At 64.3% G+C, this 13851-nt stretch carries 17 protein-coding genes and 3 riboswitches; of the genes, 8 read left to right on the top strand and 9 right to left on the bottom strand.

All coding sequences use genetic code 11. The annotated features are described in order from the left end of the window. Window positions 1-25 precede the first annotated feature (25 nt). Complete coding sequence (locus WC509_06195; GenBank protein MFA5007037.1) at window positions 26-1321, bottom strand: 1-acyl-sn-glycerol-3-phosphate acyltransferase; 1296 nt, start codon at window positions 1319-1321, stop codon at window positions 26-28. Between the two features lie 139 nt (window positions 1322-1460). Between WC509_06195 and WC509_06200 the strand changes: the two genes are divergently transcribed. Then, window positions 1461-2099, top strand: coding sequence for a protein-L-isoaspartate(D-aspartate) O-methyltransferase (locus WC509_06200; protein ID MFA5007038.1), 639 nt, complete (start codon window positions 1461-1463; stop codon window positions 2097-2099). A gap of 63 nt (window positions 2100-2162) precedes the next feature. Then, window positions 2163-2543 carry a rhodanese-like domain-containing protein gene (locus WC509_06205; protein ID MFA5007039.1) on the top strand — a complete coding sequence of 127 codons (381 nt, stop codon included), beginning with the start codon at window positions 2163-2165 and terminating at the stop codon, window positions 2541-2543. 34 nt (window positions 2544-2577) lie between these two features. Here WC509_06205 and WC509_06210 read toward each other — a convergent pair whose 3' ends face one another. The 8 genes from WC509_06210 to WC509_06245 form a co-directional block, all read right to left on the bottom strand. Beyond that, window positions 2578-3600 (bottom strand): NAD-dependent epimerase/dehydratase family protein, encoded by a 1023-nt coding sequence (locus WC509_06210; GenBank protein MFA5007040.1) that lies wholly within the window; start codon window positions 3598-3600, stop codon window positions 2578-2580. Then, window positions 3597-4115, bottom strand: coding sequence for a gamma carbonic anhydrase family protein (locus WC509_06215; GenBank protein ID MFA5007041.1), 519 nt, complete (start codon window positions 4113-4115; stop codon window positions 3597-3599). The genes WC509_06210 and WC509_06215 overlap by 4 nt, the downstream gene beginning before the upstream one ends. A 1-nt stretch (window position 4116) precedes the next feature. Then, window positions 4117-4914 (bottom strand): class I SAM-dependent methyltransferase, encoded by a 798-nt coding sequence (locus tag WC509_06220; protein MFA5007042.1) that lies wholly within the window; start codon window positions 4912-4914, stop codon window positions 4117-4119. 24 nt (window positions 4915-4938) lie between these two features. Beyond that, the gene (locus WC509_06225; GenBank protein ID MFA5007043.1) at window positions 4939-5631 is read right to left on the bottom strand and encodes a TraX family protein; all 693 of its coding nucleotides are present in this window, start codon (window positions 5629-5631) and stop codon (window positions 4939-4941) included. Window positions 5632-5843: 212 nt separating this feature from the next. Next, on the bottom strand, window positions 5844-7043 hold the full coding sequence (gene ribA / locus WC509_06230) for a GTP cyclohydrolase II (GenBank protein ID MFA5007044.1): 1200 nt from the start codon (window positions 7041-7043) through the stop codon (window positions 5844-5846). Window positions 7044-7058: 15 nt separating this feature from the next. Next, window positions 7059-7778, bottom strand: coding sequence for a RibD family protein (locus tag WC509_06235; GenBank protein ID MFA5007045.1), 720 nt, complete (start codon window positions 7776-7778; stop codon window positions 7059-7061). 3 nt (window positions 7779-7781) lie between these two features. Next, window positions 7782-8909, bottom strand: coding sequence for a PfkB family carbohydrate kinase (locus tag WC509_06240; GenBank protein ID MFA5007046.1), 1128 nt, complete (start codon window positions 8907-8909; stop codon window positions 7782-7784). A gap of 61 nt (window positions 8910-8970) precedes the next feature. Then, window positions 8971-9300, bottom strand: coding sequence for a Rieske 2Fe-2S domain-containing protein (locus WC509_06245; protein ID MFA5007047.1), 330 nt, complete (start codon window positions 9298-9300; stop codon window positions 8971-8973). 218 nt (window positions 9301-9518) lie between these two features. After that, a riboswitch (cyclic di-GMP riboswitch) is annotated at window positions 9519-9594 on the top strand. 48 nt (window positions 9595-9642) lie between these two features. Further along, window positions 9643-9718: riboswitch (cyclic di-GMP riboswitch) on the top strand. A 113-nt stretch (window positions 9719-9831) separates the two neighbouring features. Here WC509_06245 and WC509_06250 point away from each other — a divergent pair. The 6 genes from WC509_06250 to WC509_06275 all read left to right on the top strand — a co-directional run. After that, on the top strand, window positions 9832-10320 hold the full coding sequence (locus WC509_06250) for a hypothetical protein (protein MFA5007048.1): 489 nt from the start codon (window positions 9832-9834) through the stop codon (window positions 10318-10320). A 133-nt stretch (window positions 10321-10453) separates the two neighbouring features. After that, the gene (locus tag WC509_06255) at window positions 10454-11038 is read left to right on the top strand and encodes a hypothetical protein (GenBank protein MFA5007049.1); all 585 of its coding nucleotides are present in this window, start codon (window positions 10454-10456) and stop codon (window positions 11036-11038) included. Between the two features lie 78 nt (window positions 11039-11116). Next, window positions 11117-11680 carry a hypothetical protein gene (locus WC509_06260; protein MFA5007050.1) on the top strand — a complete coding sequence of 188 codons (564 nt, stop codon included), beginning with the start codon at window positions 11117-11119 and terminating at the stop codon, window positions 11678-11680. 17 nt (window positions 11681-11697) lie between these two features. Further along, window positions 11698-12249, top strand: a complete 552-nt coding sequence (locus WC509_06265; GenBank protein MFA5007051.1) for a signal peptidase I — start codon at window positions 11698-11700, stop codon at window positions 12247-12249. A 28-nt stretch (window positions 12250-12277) separates the two neighbouring features. Beyond that, entirely contained in the window at window positions 12278-13231 is a 954-nt protein-coding gene (locus tag WC509_06270; protein ID MFA5007052.1) for a hypothetical protein, read from the top strand. Window positions 13232-13379: 148 nt separating this feature from the next. Then, window positions 13380-13454, top strand: a riboswitch (cyclic di-GMP riboswitch). Window positions 13455-13480: 26 nt separating this feature from the next. Further along, on the top strand, window positions 13481-13851 hold a 371-nt coding region (locus tag WC509_06275), incomplete at its 3' end, for a hypothetical protein (protein ID MFA5007053.1).

Below are 13851 nucleotides of genomic sequence, written 5' to 3' on the forward strand. Positions count from 1 at the left end.
AAAAAAGTCCGACATCGGACTTTTTTCATTCTGCGTAGGTGTCGGCGTCGGGGAAGTTCTTCCACTTCCCGCCGTTGATGCGGTGCAGTTCCTCGGCGACATGGAGCCATTTCCCCACCGAGCGGCGCTCGGGATAGAACTCGTAGTATCGGCCGTCGACGTAGGTCGTGAAGAAACTCATGTCGGTGCACATCCCCCAGGTCGGCAGCATGTCCGTGGACATCGAGAGCGAAAACGGTTCGCCGTCCTTCGTGCCTTCGAAGCGGAGCCCGGCGCGACTGATCGAGAGGGTCCCCTCGCCGGCGATCCGCGACGTCTTCAGATCCTTCAGGACCTCGTAATCGGGCATGACGCCGAGTTTCACCTTCTCCGCGAGGGCGTAGGCGGGATCGGCGGCGATCGCCCGATAGGCGTTCTTCCGTTCGAGGTCGGCCCAGCGGACGGGCGATTCGGGGATGACGCAGGAGGCGTCGAACGGGATCAGGTCGTAGTGCTCGTTCAAGGTCGCGCCGTTCCCGCAGCGCTCGCATCGGATCGCGTCACCTTCGCCCTTCATCGTGAGTTCGGCGCCGCAGCGGGGACACCAGTAGAGCAGGTCGTGGAGGTTCTTCGCGAAGGACCCCTTGCCGGCATAGGCGACCCGGGCGGTCTTGTTCCAGGCATAGTCGTCGTGATGGATCGCGCGGTCGACGGCGCGCTGGATCTCGTCGGCGTCCATGCGCTCGAGGTCCTCGGGAGTGAACAGCTGCGACACGGTCACGTCGACGCGTCCGGGACGGTCGTCGAGGCAGTACTTCGTGTTGGTCAGGTAGCCGCCCTCGATGTGGGTCATCAGGACCGGGACCTTGAAGTGCTTGAGGAGTTTTCCCGTCCCGATCGCGGCCGGCTGGTTGGATCCGCTGATCGAACTCATCCCCTCGGGGAAGAGGATGATCCGGCCGCCGCCGCGGAGAACGCGCGCGATCTCCCGGATCGCGTAGATTTCCGGGGTGAAGTTCTTCTTCGGGATCACCTGGAGGAGATGGAAGACGCCGCGAAGGTGCGACCGGAAAAACTCGTTGTAGCCGGCGACGTAGTTGAGCCGGTGCGGCAGGAAGGCGATGCCGGTATAGAGGTAGTCGACGCGGGACGCGTGGTTCGACACGACGATGTACGGCCCCTTGAACTTGCGCGGATCGATCCTGTACTCGTAATGGACGTGGTATTTCGGCAGCATGAACCACTTCCAGATCTGCGCGAGCGCCAGGTAGAGGAAGGCCGGCGGCTTGCGGATGCGCCGCGATTCGAGTCGTTCCTGCAGGGTGGGTCGTTGCTTGTCCATGGATCGTATCCTCCTCGTCGCCTGAGCGGCATCCTTTCCCATTATATGACGATTCGGAAGCGTTTTCCATCATTTTCCGCACGGCCGGTCGCGTTTTGTCGCATGAATTGGTAGAATGGAGGGGAAGGAGGCGATCCGCATGGAAGACCGCATCGGAAACCAGATCGAAACGATGGTCGATACGCAACTGGCCGCCCGCGGAATCGACGACGAACGCGTCCTTTCGGCCTTCGCCAGGGTCCCGCGTCACGTCTTCGTCGAAGCCGACGACGTCGACTGGGCGTACGGCGACCATCCGCTGCCGATCGGCTGCGGACAGACGATCTCGCAGCCGTACGTCGTCGCTCTCTCGCTGTCCGCCGCGGGCGTCGCCGGCGCCGCCCGGGTTCTCGAGATCGGGACCGGATCGGGTTACCAGACCGCCCTCATGGCCGCGCTCGCGGGGGAGGTCTTCTCCGTCGAACGGCTCAAACCGCTGTTCGACCGGGCGCGCTCGACGCTTTCCGCGCTCGGATGCGGAAACGTCCGCCTGCGCCTCGGCAACGGCACCCGCGGCTGGCCCGAGGAGGCTCCTTACGACGCGATCGTCGTGAGCGCTGCATCGCGTACCGTCCCGGAAGCGCTCCTCACCCAGCTGAAAGCCGGCGGCCGGCTCGTGATCCCCGTCGGCGGTCCGTTCGCTCAGGCGCTCACGCTCTTCACGAAGACGTTGTCCGGCACGATCGGGACGCGCTTCCTCTGCGACTGTCGGTTCGTCCCGCTGATCGATTCCGACTGACGGAGCGGATGGCTTGCCCGCCGGCGCGCAGGATGGTATAATCCTCGCGAAAGGAATGATCCGATGAAGAAGATCCTCACGCTGTTGTTCCTGGCGGTCGGCCTGACCCTCGCCGCCTGCACCGCGGACGCATCGCCGAAGACGATCTCCGCGAAGACCGGAAGGGACATGATGGCGGCGGACGCCGCGGTCGTCCTGGTCGACGTCCGCACGCCTGAGGAATACGCCGCGGGCCACATCCCCGGCGCGCTCCTGATCCCGCTTTCCGACCTCGAAGACGACGCCGCGGCGATGCTTCCGGACAAGGACGCGGAGATCATCGTCTACTGCCGCAGCGGCAACCGCAGCGCCCAGGCGGCCGACCTCCTCGACGGACTCGGCTATGCCCGCATCTACGACATGGGCGGCATCATCGACTGGCCGTACGACATCGTTACCGAATAGCGAAGACGGCACCCGTTGCGGGTGCCGTCTTGTTTCATCTGGGTTCCTTGTAGCGGGCCATCGTGGCGCGAAGGCTTTCGCGGACGTCGGGTCCGCCGCGATAGCCGAGTTCGGCATAGCCGAGCTCGCGCGCAAGCGTCTCGAAGTCGATCGAGAAGTCCCGCGCGAGGATGTCGCCCATCAGCTTCGCATGGTCGAGACCCGATTCGCGGCCGGCGCGCCGGTGGCGGCGATCGATGCCGCGCGCCCCGAGCGCCGCGATAAAGGGCGAAACCGAAACGACCGGTTTCTTCATCCCGCTTTCCGCAAGCATGATCTGGAGGATCTCGCGGTAGGTCAGATTCTCCTTCCCGACGGCATAGCCCCGGCCGTGGGCGCCGTTTCTGATCGCGGCCGAGACGGCCTCGGCGACGCCTTCGACGGCGATGCATGCGGTCGTTCCGCCGGCCGGGAAGAACGCGACCCGCCCCTTGGCGAAATGGTCGAGGAACGACTCCTTCCAGAGCGGCAGCCTTCCCGGCATCGTGCCGAAGATGAACGGCAGTTCGAGGAACATGACGTCGAAGCTCCCGGCGACGCCGATCCGCGCAAGGTCGCGCTCCTGCTCGACGCGGGCGCGCACATAGGGATGGTGGTCGGACAGGACGCCGTCCATGATCCGGTCGAAATGGGAGAAATAGGAATTGAGGACGACGGCGCGCGAAACGCCCGCGCGTCGCACGGCGGACAGGACCTTCGCGGCCTGGACCACGAGCCGGTCGTGGAAGAACACGGCCGCGGGTGCGGGCGGGACGAAGCGGTCGTCGGGACCGAGGGCATAGACGAAGGCATCGTAGCCGCGCCCTTCGACGAGGGCGAAGACCTCGTCCTCGGTCATCGCGAAGAGGTCGCCGTAGCGGATTCCGATGGCGTCCGGATACCAGGTTCCGAGGTCGATCTCGCGCGGCAGGGCGACGGCGTCGACGGCGACGCCTTCGCTGAGAAGCAACCGCGCCGCGTGATAGCCGAGGAACCCGGTGCCGCCGGCGATGAGGACCTTCTTCGGTTCGTGGATCATCTCGTCCCTCCCGGCGCGCTCGCCTTCGCGAGGGCCACGTAGTGTTCGACGTTCAGCCGGTTCGCGGCGCGTTCGGCCTCGGTCAGGTCGCGTGCGATCCGCATCGGATTTCCGATCGCGAGCGTTCCCGGAGGCACGACCTTGCGCGGCGGGACGACCGTCCCGGCGGCGACCATCGCGCCGGCGCCGACGATGGCGCCGTCGAGCAGGATCGCACCCATCCCGACGAGGGCGTCGTCCTCGACGGTGGCGGCGTGGACGATCGCGAGATGACCGATCGTGACGCGCGCCCCGATCGTCGTCGGAAGGCCGGTGTTGGTGTGGATCACGGCGCCGTCCTGGACGTTCGTCATGGAACCGATCGAAACGGGTGCCATGTCCCCGCGGACGACGGCGTGATGCCAGACGCTTACGTCGGCGCCGATCGTCACGTCGCCGGTCACGACCGCGGTCGGCATCGCGACGGCCGACGGATCGATCCGCGGACGGAGATCCTTCACAGATCCGTAGTCCATGTCAGTCGTTCCCGTGATGCCGATGCATCGGCTTCTTCGCGAGCGTGGCGTCGTAGACGGACAGATGCCTGTCGAGCGGATCGTCCCATCCCGAGAAGTCCTCGTAGAACCCGACGATGTGGAAGCCGGCGTCAGTCTGGCCGCCGATCTGGTCGGTGAGCGAATGGCCGAATTCGAGCGGCTCCCGCGCCGCGATGCGCGCGGCGAGTTCTTCGGGAGGCAGCTGGTCGATGTCGGAATAGGGGACCTTGTATCGGACCTCGAAGCGGCCGGTCCGGTCGAGGAGGTCGAAGTCGAAGACGTAGGCGGCGGGATTCATGAAGCCTGCGGCCATCCTTCCGCCGGGACGGAGGACGCGGAACGCTTCCTTCCACACCGGACGAATGCTCTCGCAGAAGACGTTCGAGATCGGATGGAAGACGAGGTCGAACGACTCGTCGGCGATTGCGGAAAGGTCGCGCATGTCGCCCTGGACGGTGCGGATCGCAAGTCCTTCGCGGTCGGCGACCTCGCGGTCGCGGGCGAGCTGCGCCGGCGAGTTGTCGAAGACGGTGACGTGAGCGCCGAGGGCGGCGAAGAGCGGTCCCTGCTGGCCGCCGCCGGAGGCGAGACAGAGGACGTCCTTGCCACGGACGTCGCCGAGCCAGGCGCGCGGCGTCGGCTTCGTCGGCGTGAGCAGAAGCGTCGCCTCCCCTTTCTTCGCCGCCTCGATCTCGTCGTGCGAGACCGGGATGGTCCACTTGTTTCCGGTTTCGACTTCGTGGTTCCACGCGTCGCGGTTGTGTTTGAGCCAGTCCATGGAAGACTCCTTCCTTCGCCCGTCCTAGAAGAGGTAGATGATCAGGATCGCGGCGAGATGAAGCGGATAGTAGAGATAGAAGAACCATTTGTTGAAGCGGCCGCGGGTGCCGTCGTAGAACGCGATCGGCACGAGGGCGACGAGGGCGATCCACTGGTACCAGCGTTCGAAGACGTGGATCGTGCCGCCGTTGGCGAAGCCGAGGAGTTCCGGGATCGGCCAGTCGATGAAGATCGCCGAAAGCAGGACGAAGCCGACGATCCGGAGCGGCAGCCGGTCGACGAGGCCGAACAGCATGATCAGGAGGATGCCGTAGGCGCCGTACGACGTGTGAATCCACTCGGCGGCGACGAGCATCGCGAGGATCGGAATCCACAGGTACCATTTCCTTTTCGATGCTAGGATCAGTCCCACAAGCCCGGCCGCGAGCGGCAGGAAGACGTTCGCCTGGAGGAAGAAGTCGACGCCGTAGGCGAACCAGACGACGGCCATCGCGGCTTCGGAGACGGCCGTGAACAGGAGGAAGCGGATCAGGTAGTTCCTGATCGACCGCGTGTGGCGGAATCCTTCGGCGACCATCAGGGCGAAGAGCGGATAGGCGATCCGGCCGATCGCCCGGCAGACGAGATAGGCGGTGGGATCGACGACGAGGAAGGCGCCGACGTGGTCGATCGTCATCGTCACGATCGCGATCCACTTGATCCACTTCATGCTCATGCGGACCCCTCCCCGGCGGCGACGGGAAGCCGGATCGACCGGCGGTGTTGGAACAACGCCACAAGGTCGTTTTGGAGTTCCTTCGATTGCTGCTTCGTCTCCATCACCGTTCACCTCCGACGCATCGATGACTTCATTATAGCATTCCCAAGGGGAATCTCAACCGCGGGATATGAAAAGGGGATGTCGGTCGACATCCCCGTTCCGCGGAATCATTGATCCTTGTTCTTGAAATGCAGGATGTGGCCCATCTTCTCCTGCTTCGTGCGCATGTAGAACTCGTTCTTCTCGTTGTGGTTGAGTTGGATCGGAACGCGGTTGACGATCTCGATCCCATACCCGGAGAGTCCGCGGATCTTGAGCGGATTGTTCGTCATCAGCCTGATCTTCTTCACGCCGAGGGCGGAAAGCATCTCGGCGCCGATGCCGTAGTCGCGCAGATCGTCGGGAAACCCGAGGGCGAGGTTGGCTTCGACCGTGTCCATTCCGCCGTCCTGCAGGGCGTAGGCGCGGATCTTGTTCACGAGCCCGATGCCGCGGCCTTCCTGACGCAGGTAGAGGATGACGCCGCGACCGGCCTTCTCGATCCGGCGCATCGCCGTGTGCAGCTGTTCGCCGCAGTCGCAGCGCTTCGATCCGAAGGAATCGCCGGTGAGGCATTCCGAATGGACGCGCACGAGCGTGGCGCCTTCAAGGGCGACATCGCCCTTGACGAGCGCGACGTGATGCTCGCCGGTCAACCGGTTGACGAATCCGACCATCTCGAACTCGCCGTACTTCGTCGGCATCTTCGCGGAAGCGACGCGCTCGACGAGCACCGTCGAGAGGCGGCGGTGGCGGATCAGGTCGGCGATCGCGAGGACCGCGTGGGATTCGGGCGTCGCCTCGAGTTCCGCGAGCGTGAGCGGGCGACCGTCGGAATCGACCATGTCGTAGAGCAGGCCGACGGCCGGCTTGCCGGCGAGGACGCAAAGGTCGACGATCGCCTCGGCGGGCGCTGCCCGGCGGAGGACGCCGCCGTTGCGCGCGGCGACGACCTGGAACTCGCCGCCCGTCAAGAAGCGGTCGGGTCCGGCTCCGGATGCGAGCAGGGATCCGATCAGCGCGCCGAAGCGATCGGCGGCGGAAGGTCCGCCGGTATCGCGGGCGGAGAGGTTCACGACGTCCTGGTCGTATTCGAGCGCGGCGTTCTTGCGGACGCCGGTGAGGGTGCCATAGGTGTCATAGCCAATCACGACCGACGGCATCGTCCTGAACGGGCAGAACGCGCCGACGCAGCCGTGCGCGTCGGACGCCGCGGCGATGGCCGCGAAATGGCAGGTGTCTTCGGGCGCATGCTCGTCCGTAAGGACGATGCGCTCGCCCCGTTCGAGGAGCGCGAGGGCTTCTTCAACTTGGATGCGCTGGATCATGGTCATGTCTCCTTTTCAAGCGCGCTCGCCCGCATCCGCGGGAAGGGCTTCGATGATGATGTCGTTTCCGGCGTCCATGCGGTCGACGAACCGGAGCCGGACGGATTCGGCGAGGGTCGCGAATCCGTTTCCGGCGACCGCCGTCCTGGCGGTCGCGCCACCGATGATGAGGGGTGCGACGGTGACGAAGACGCGGTCGAACAGCCGGTTTCCGAGGAACGCGAAATGGATCGAGGCGCCGCCCTCGACGAGGATCGATCCGATGCCCGCCGCCTTCAGAAGGCGGATCGCCCGGCGCAATCCTTCAGGATCGTGCGGGTCGGGGACCGCGACCACGACGGCGCCGAGACGTTCGAGCGCGGCGCGGCGTACGGGATCGGCGTCTTCGCGGCAGACGAGGATCGTCTTCGCCGGCGAAGCCGCGTGCAGGACGGGCTCGTCGAGCGGAATCCGGAGGGTGGAGTCGAGGATGACGCGGTGCGGATCGCGACCGCCGCCCTCGGGCAGCCTCGCCGTCAGCCGCGGATGGTCGGCGAGGATCGTGTTGATGCCGACGAGGATGGCGTCATGGGCGTCGCGCAGGCGATGGACGAAGGCGAGCGACTCCGGCCCGGAAATGTATTTCGAATCGCCGGTCCGGGTCGCGATCTTGCCGTCGAGGGACATCGCGAAGCTGATTGTGACGTACGGCAGGTCGGATCCGAGACGAGAAGACCCGGACGGTGCGACCTTCAAGGTTCAGACCGCGTCCGCCGCCCAGGCCTCGACGAAACCGACGAGTTCGGCGAAATCGGGACTCTTGGCGTTGCGGACGTAGAAGCCGCTCGTCGCCATGCCGGTGAGGAGCGCCTGTTCCGGCTCGAGGCCGAGCAGGAGGCCGAGGACGTAGCCGGCGTTGAAGTTGTCGCCGGCGCCGGTCGTGAGTTTCGGCTTGGCGCAGAACGGCCCCATCGCCTCGGCGTAGACGCCGTCGACGACGGTGGCGGAGCGATCGACCGGATGGACGACGACGGCGTCGACGCCGAGCCGGCGGTAGAGCGCCTCGGTGACGTCCCTGAGCGAGGGACCCATCTTCGCGAGATCGTCTTTCGGGAAGAGCCCGAGGACGCCTGCGACGTCGTAGGCTTCCTTCTTGTTGAGACCGAGGGCGACGCGGAAGCGGATCCGGAATTCCTTCAGGAGGTCGAGGGCTTCGACGATCTCCCCGTGCTCGCGCTTCTCGGGATCGGCGATGTCGACGAAGAAGAGCGGCCGCGCCGCCTTCTTGGGGGTCTTCGGGAGGATGTTCGCAAGGAGTTTCCGCCACAGGTCGGTCATCGCCGGAAGCATCGACCAGTTGACCGAGGCGAAGAGGTCGACTTCGGAGAGAAGACGCACCAGTTCGGCCTCGCCGACGACGTCGAGGAGGCGCTCGTAGGTGACGTCCTTCATCGAGTTCATCTTCCCGAGGAGGAGCTTGCCGTCGAGGAATTCGAGCGCGTCGGTGTGGCCGGCGTCCGCGATCGTCGTGAGCCTGACGTTCTCCGGCATGCGGAAGACGTCGTGCGGGACCGGTTCGCCGAGGGCGCCGACGTACGCGATCGACGATCCGTGGCGCGCGAGCGCGTTGCACATGATCGGTCCGTTCCCGCCGATTTTGCGGGCGACGGGCACGAGTTCGATGTTGGTGGAAAGGCCGCTCGCCTTGGCGATGCGGGCGGCGAAGCGCTCGATCGTCTCGATCCGCGTGAACGAATCGGGCGAGAGGCGCTTGTCGACGGGGTGGATGATCTCGTCGACGAAACCGTCGAAGCCGAGAACCATCTTCAGACGTTCGGGATGCTGGGGCTTGAGGCGTTCCGCGAGGATCTTTCTCTTCTGGTCCATGTCATGTTTCCGGACCGGGGTCCGGATCTCCTTCCATTATGCTTCGCTGCTTGATTTCGAATCAGACTTCGATGAAGACGTTGCCGTCCTCGACGACGGCGGGGTATGTGCGGACGCTCCGGTCGAGCGGTCCGAGCTTGAGAAAATCGGCCTTGACGCCGTTTGCGACGAGACCGGTGCGGACGTCGATCTCAAGACCGTGCTCCTTGCAGCGGATCACGCCGTCCTCGTATCGACCGCCCGAGAGCGGGAACCCCATGTGGGGGCACTTGTCGGCGATCGCGCAAGGCCGGCCGTCGGCGACGGCGACCAGAACGAAACGCGTTCCCGCCTGGAAACGCACTTTCTTCCGTTCGAGCAGCGCATTCCAAGAACAGACCTGATAACGCATGGGATGCCTCCGTCGTGTCCCCTGGGGCACAAAACCATCATATCATCATTCGCGCGAATTGACAACCGCCCGGCCTCGAAAAGCGTCGTCCCGTTCCGGCCGGGTCGTTTTTGAAGGGCGAACAATCGTTCAGTTATTTTTTTTTGCGTTTCCCCGTGTAAAATCGTTGACAGCCGAAAAAGGGTATGATAAAATGATTGCAGAAATGAAAAATCCATCGTGAAATGAGCCTAACCCGGAGCGATCCGGCGACGGAAAGCTATAGGGTCTCCCAGAAGACAGCCAGTTGCCATGAGAATGTGCGATCGGCTGTTTTTCATTTTCACGGATTCGAAAAGACAACCATGTTCCCGCTAAAACCGGAGCGATCCGGCGACGGAAAGCTATAGGGTCTCTTCCGAGACAGCCAGTTGCCGCACTATGCGCAACCGGCTGTTTTTTTATGGTCCGACGACGTTTGCTCGAAGGGACGGACCGATGCGTCGGACGGCCATTCCAGACATAGACAAGACATTCCCAGGAGGAACGTACATGTTCAAGAAAATCGTTATCGCCATCGCCCTGCTCTTCGTCGTCGGCGGCTCCAGCCTCGCCTACGCCTGGTGGGACAGCCTCGACAAGACCCAGAGCGAAACGCTCTCGATCGGCCAGGGCGTCACGCTGCGCGTCGCCGCCGTCGCCACCGCCCCCGCCGGCAAGGTGCTCGTCCCCGCGGACGCCGTCCTCAAGGCGGACGACGTCACCTCAATCGTGCTCACGTACAACGTCGATCTCGACCTCGCCGTCGTCGACCCGCTCGACCTGAGCGTCACCGCCTCGAACGTGCAGATCGGCGGCAGCACCGCGAACGCCTCGCTCGTCAACATCGCCATCAGCCAGTCCTCGGCCACCGTCAACGACGCCGACGTGCTCGTCACCGTGACCGTGACCCTCTCCCAGCCGGCCGACTTCGCGACCTACGTCGCCGTCATCAACAAGACGATCTCCTTCGACCTGCTGTTCGCCGCCAGCCAGAACTGATCCTCCCGTTTCTTTCCGCGTAACCGCACCAAGGCGGCATCGCGTTCCCCGTCCCTCCCGTCGTCGAAACCGACCCGCGCATCTCCCGAACCCCGTTGAAACAAAAAAAAATAAAAAAAGGAGAAACAAAATCATGAAAAAGACCCTCGTCATCGCCATCATCGCCCTCGCCCTCCTCGGCACCTCCATCGGCGCCTACGCCTGGTGGGACAACCTCCAGCAGACCCGCTCCAACGACCTCACGATCGGCTACGGCGTCCGCCTCGTCGTCGACGGCAAGGTCGAAGACGTCCGCCAGCTCGTTCCCGCCGGCTCGTTCTACGCCGCCTACCAGGAAGACTACACCACCTCCTACCAGATCGTCTACACGCTCTCGCTTGAGGAACCGCTCAAGGACGGCATGACCGCCGACCTGAACGTCGACCTGACCTCCTTCGTGCTCGGCACCTACGCCGACGGCTACAACAACGTCGCTTCGCCGATTTCGATCGACGTCAACGGCCTCGGTCTGAGCGCCACCGGCGAATGGAACGTCGAAGACGCCTTCACCTTTGGTGACAACGAAGTCACCGTCACCGTCACGATCACGCTCGCCGACAACGGCGCCGACTTCGCGTCCGACTACGCCGCGATCAAAGGCCAGACCCCGACGTTCGACCTCGGCTTCACCGTCGTCAACACGTCGTCCTCCGTCGCTCCCGCCAACCCGCTCCAGTAAGCCGCATCCCATCCCAAGCCGGGTTTCATCCGCCCGGCTTTCGTGCGGTTCTCCCGCGCGTGAGAAAGGAGCCTCCCCATGCAGCAATACGCCGAAGGATTCGTGAACGCCGTCGCCGGGCATCGGTCGAAGCGCTGGCTGGTCCTCGCCGTCCTCCTGTTCCTCAGCTCCGCGAGCGGCATCGCCTATTCCCTCTGGGACATCTCCCGGGCGGAGGTCGACCCGACCATCGACATCGGCGTCGGCACCGTCCTCACCGTCTCCGAGACGATCGACCCCGCCGACGGCACGACCCTGATCCCGTACGGCGCGTTCAAGGGCCCCGGGGACGTCGACGAATGCGTCTTCGTCTACCGCGTCTCCCTGAACAAGCCCGGGCGGCTCGTCGTCGCCGTGACCCAGATCCTCGTCGGCGGCGTCCCCGACGCCGGCATCGTCGAGACCGCCGTCTACGGCGATGCGGGCGATGATGGCACGACGCCGTTCGCGATTGTCCTCTCCGAGGATGGCGACGCCTACGTCGCCACGATCCGCCTCCGCGTCCGGCTCTCGGACAAGGCGACGGACGCGGAGTACCTCGCCATCCAGGGCCGGCCGATCCGGCTGACCCTCAGCTTCACCGCCGAATCGCTCGTCAGCTGAGCGGGAAAGGACGAACCATGAAAACCAACGACAACCCGTCGAAAAAGCCGATCGATCCCAGGATCCTCGGCTGGATCCGCTTCCTGGTCGCGGTCGCGCTCGTCCTCGGCCTCGGATACGTCCTCTTCAACCGCGTCCCCTACTTCTCGCGCATGCGCCATTACGTGATCGTCACCGGCTCGATGGAACCGGTGATCTCCGTCGGTGACGTCGTCGTCGTCGACCGAAGCGTCGATCTCGCCGACCTCGAAGTCGGCGACGTGATCGCCTTCCGCGTCGAAGTTGGCGGAAACGAGGCGGTCGTGGTCCACTACGTCGCCGCCGTCCAGGTCGACGGCGAAGGCGTCCGCACCTTCCGCACCAAGCCGGAAGTGAGCGACGAATGGGACGACTGGACGCTGTCCGAAGACGACGTCGTCGGCCGGCTCCTGTTCATCGTCCCGGTCGTCGGACGGGCGCTCCTCTTCCTCGAGTCCCCCGTCGGGAAGATCGTCGTCGTGGCCGACATCGCGATCCTGTCGCTCCTGTTCGATTCCCTCTCCAAGAAAAAACGCAAGGCCAAGGCCTGACCGATCGTCGGGCGAAAGGAGGAATATCATGGAAACGACCCTGAAACGCATCCTGATCGTCGTCATGACGTTCCTTTCGATCGCCGTCGGCGCACGGTCGAACGTCGCGTACTCCTACCACGACGACCTCGACGAGACCGTCGCCGGGACCGTCAACGTCGGGAAGTGGTCCTTCGGATCCCCCTACGAATACCTCGACTACTACGTCGCCGACCGCTTCATGTCCTTCTACGGGGTCGCGTCGCTTGCGGACCTCTACGCCGACGCCGACTTCCAGACCCTGATGGACGCCGTGTCGAAGACGAGCACCGGGTCGAGCACGTACACCGGCGGGACCTACGTCATGACCGACGTCGAGATCGAGGGCGTCCTCTGGGACATCGAGGGCATCCGCGTCACCACGTCGAACAACATGTCGCTCGGCTTCCTCCGCCAGATCGACCGCACGACGAATGGCGGCACGCCGGTCCACCGGCTTCTGCCGCCGGTCGCGACGGACCCGCTCCCCTACGCCGAGTACAGTTTCTTCTCGGCCTACGACATCGAGAACGCGCGGACCTCGAACACCTACGGCTTCCGGCTCGACAACGAGGTGCGCATGACCACCGCCGCCCCCGTCGCCGGGTTCACCGGCCTGTCGTTCTACGCGATCCGCGGGCTTCGCATCTCGTCGTCCGAACAACTCGCCACGAACCGCACCTTCTATGTCCAAATCAGCACCAACGGCACGACCTGGTCGGCCGTCGGCACCACGAAGACGCTCGCCCAGCTCTCGACCGGCGACGTCTACGTGAGCGGCACGACCCGCTCCGCCAACTTCACCCTCTACACCTTCAACCTGACCTCGACGCAGATCGCGAACATGCCCGCCGCCGGCTACTACGTCCGTCTCTTCTTCGACGGCGGCGTCTCCGGGAACAACACGAGGGGAGTGCGCTCGCGCATGGTCGTGGACGACTTCGCCGTCCTCACGAATTCCTGAAGCGACTCGAATCGAGTCGTTTTTTTTCTTCGCCTTCGCGACATCGGGAGGAAGTTTTTTCGAATCGCTTGCTTTTCCTCTGAATTATGATAGAGTAGAGTTATCAAAACAAAGCCATGCCCGGTCTTCGGCCGTCCATGAATGCTTTGGTTGATAAAGCCAAACCCGGAGCGATCCGGCGACGGAAAACTATAGGGACTCTCCGAGTCAGCCAGGTGCCTGCTAAAACATTCATAGGGAGCGGAAATCATGAAGACATCCAAGGTGTTCTTTTTCGGTTTTGTTTTTCTTTTTCTCCTCACGGCGACGGCCTATCGCGTCTGGCTCGACCGCCAGGACCTCATCGTCCTCGGCGAGAACATGCCCGCGCGGACGGAGGTCCGCGTCGTGCTCTCGGCCCCGGAGGGCAAGCGCCTGGTTCCGACCGGCGCCGTCTTCGCCGCCGACGAGGTCGACGAGGTGGTCTATGCCTACGAGGTGACGCTGCCCGCGGACGAATCGCTGTCCGCGTCCGTCGCCGACGTCGAACTCCGCCGGGACGAGATCGCCTCCGACGACGCCTACGGCCTTCTCCGGTTCGACGTATCGTTGACGCGCGTCGACCCGTCGCGCGCGACCGT

Source organism: Candidatus Izemoplasmatales bacterium (assembly GCA_041649275.1).
In the GTDB taxonomy this organism is placed as follows: Bacteria; Bacillota_I; Bacilli_A; order Izemoplasmatales; family Hujiaoplasmataceae; genus UBA12489.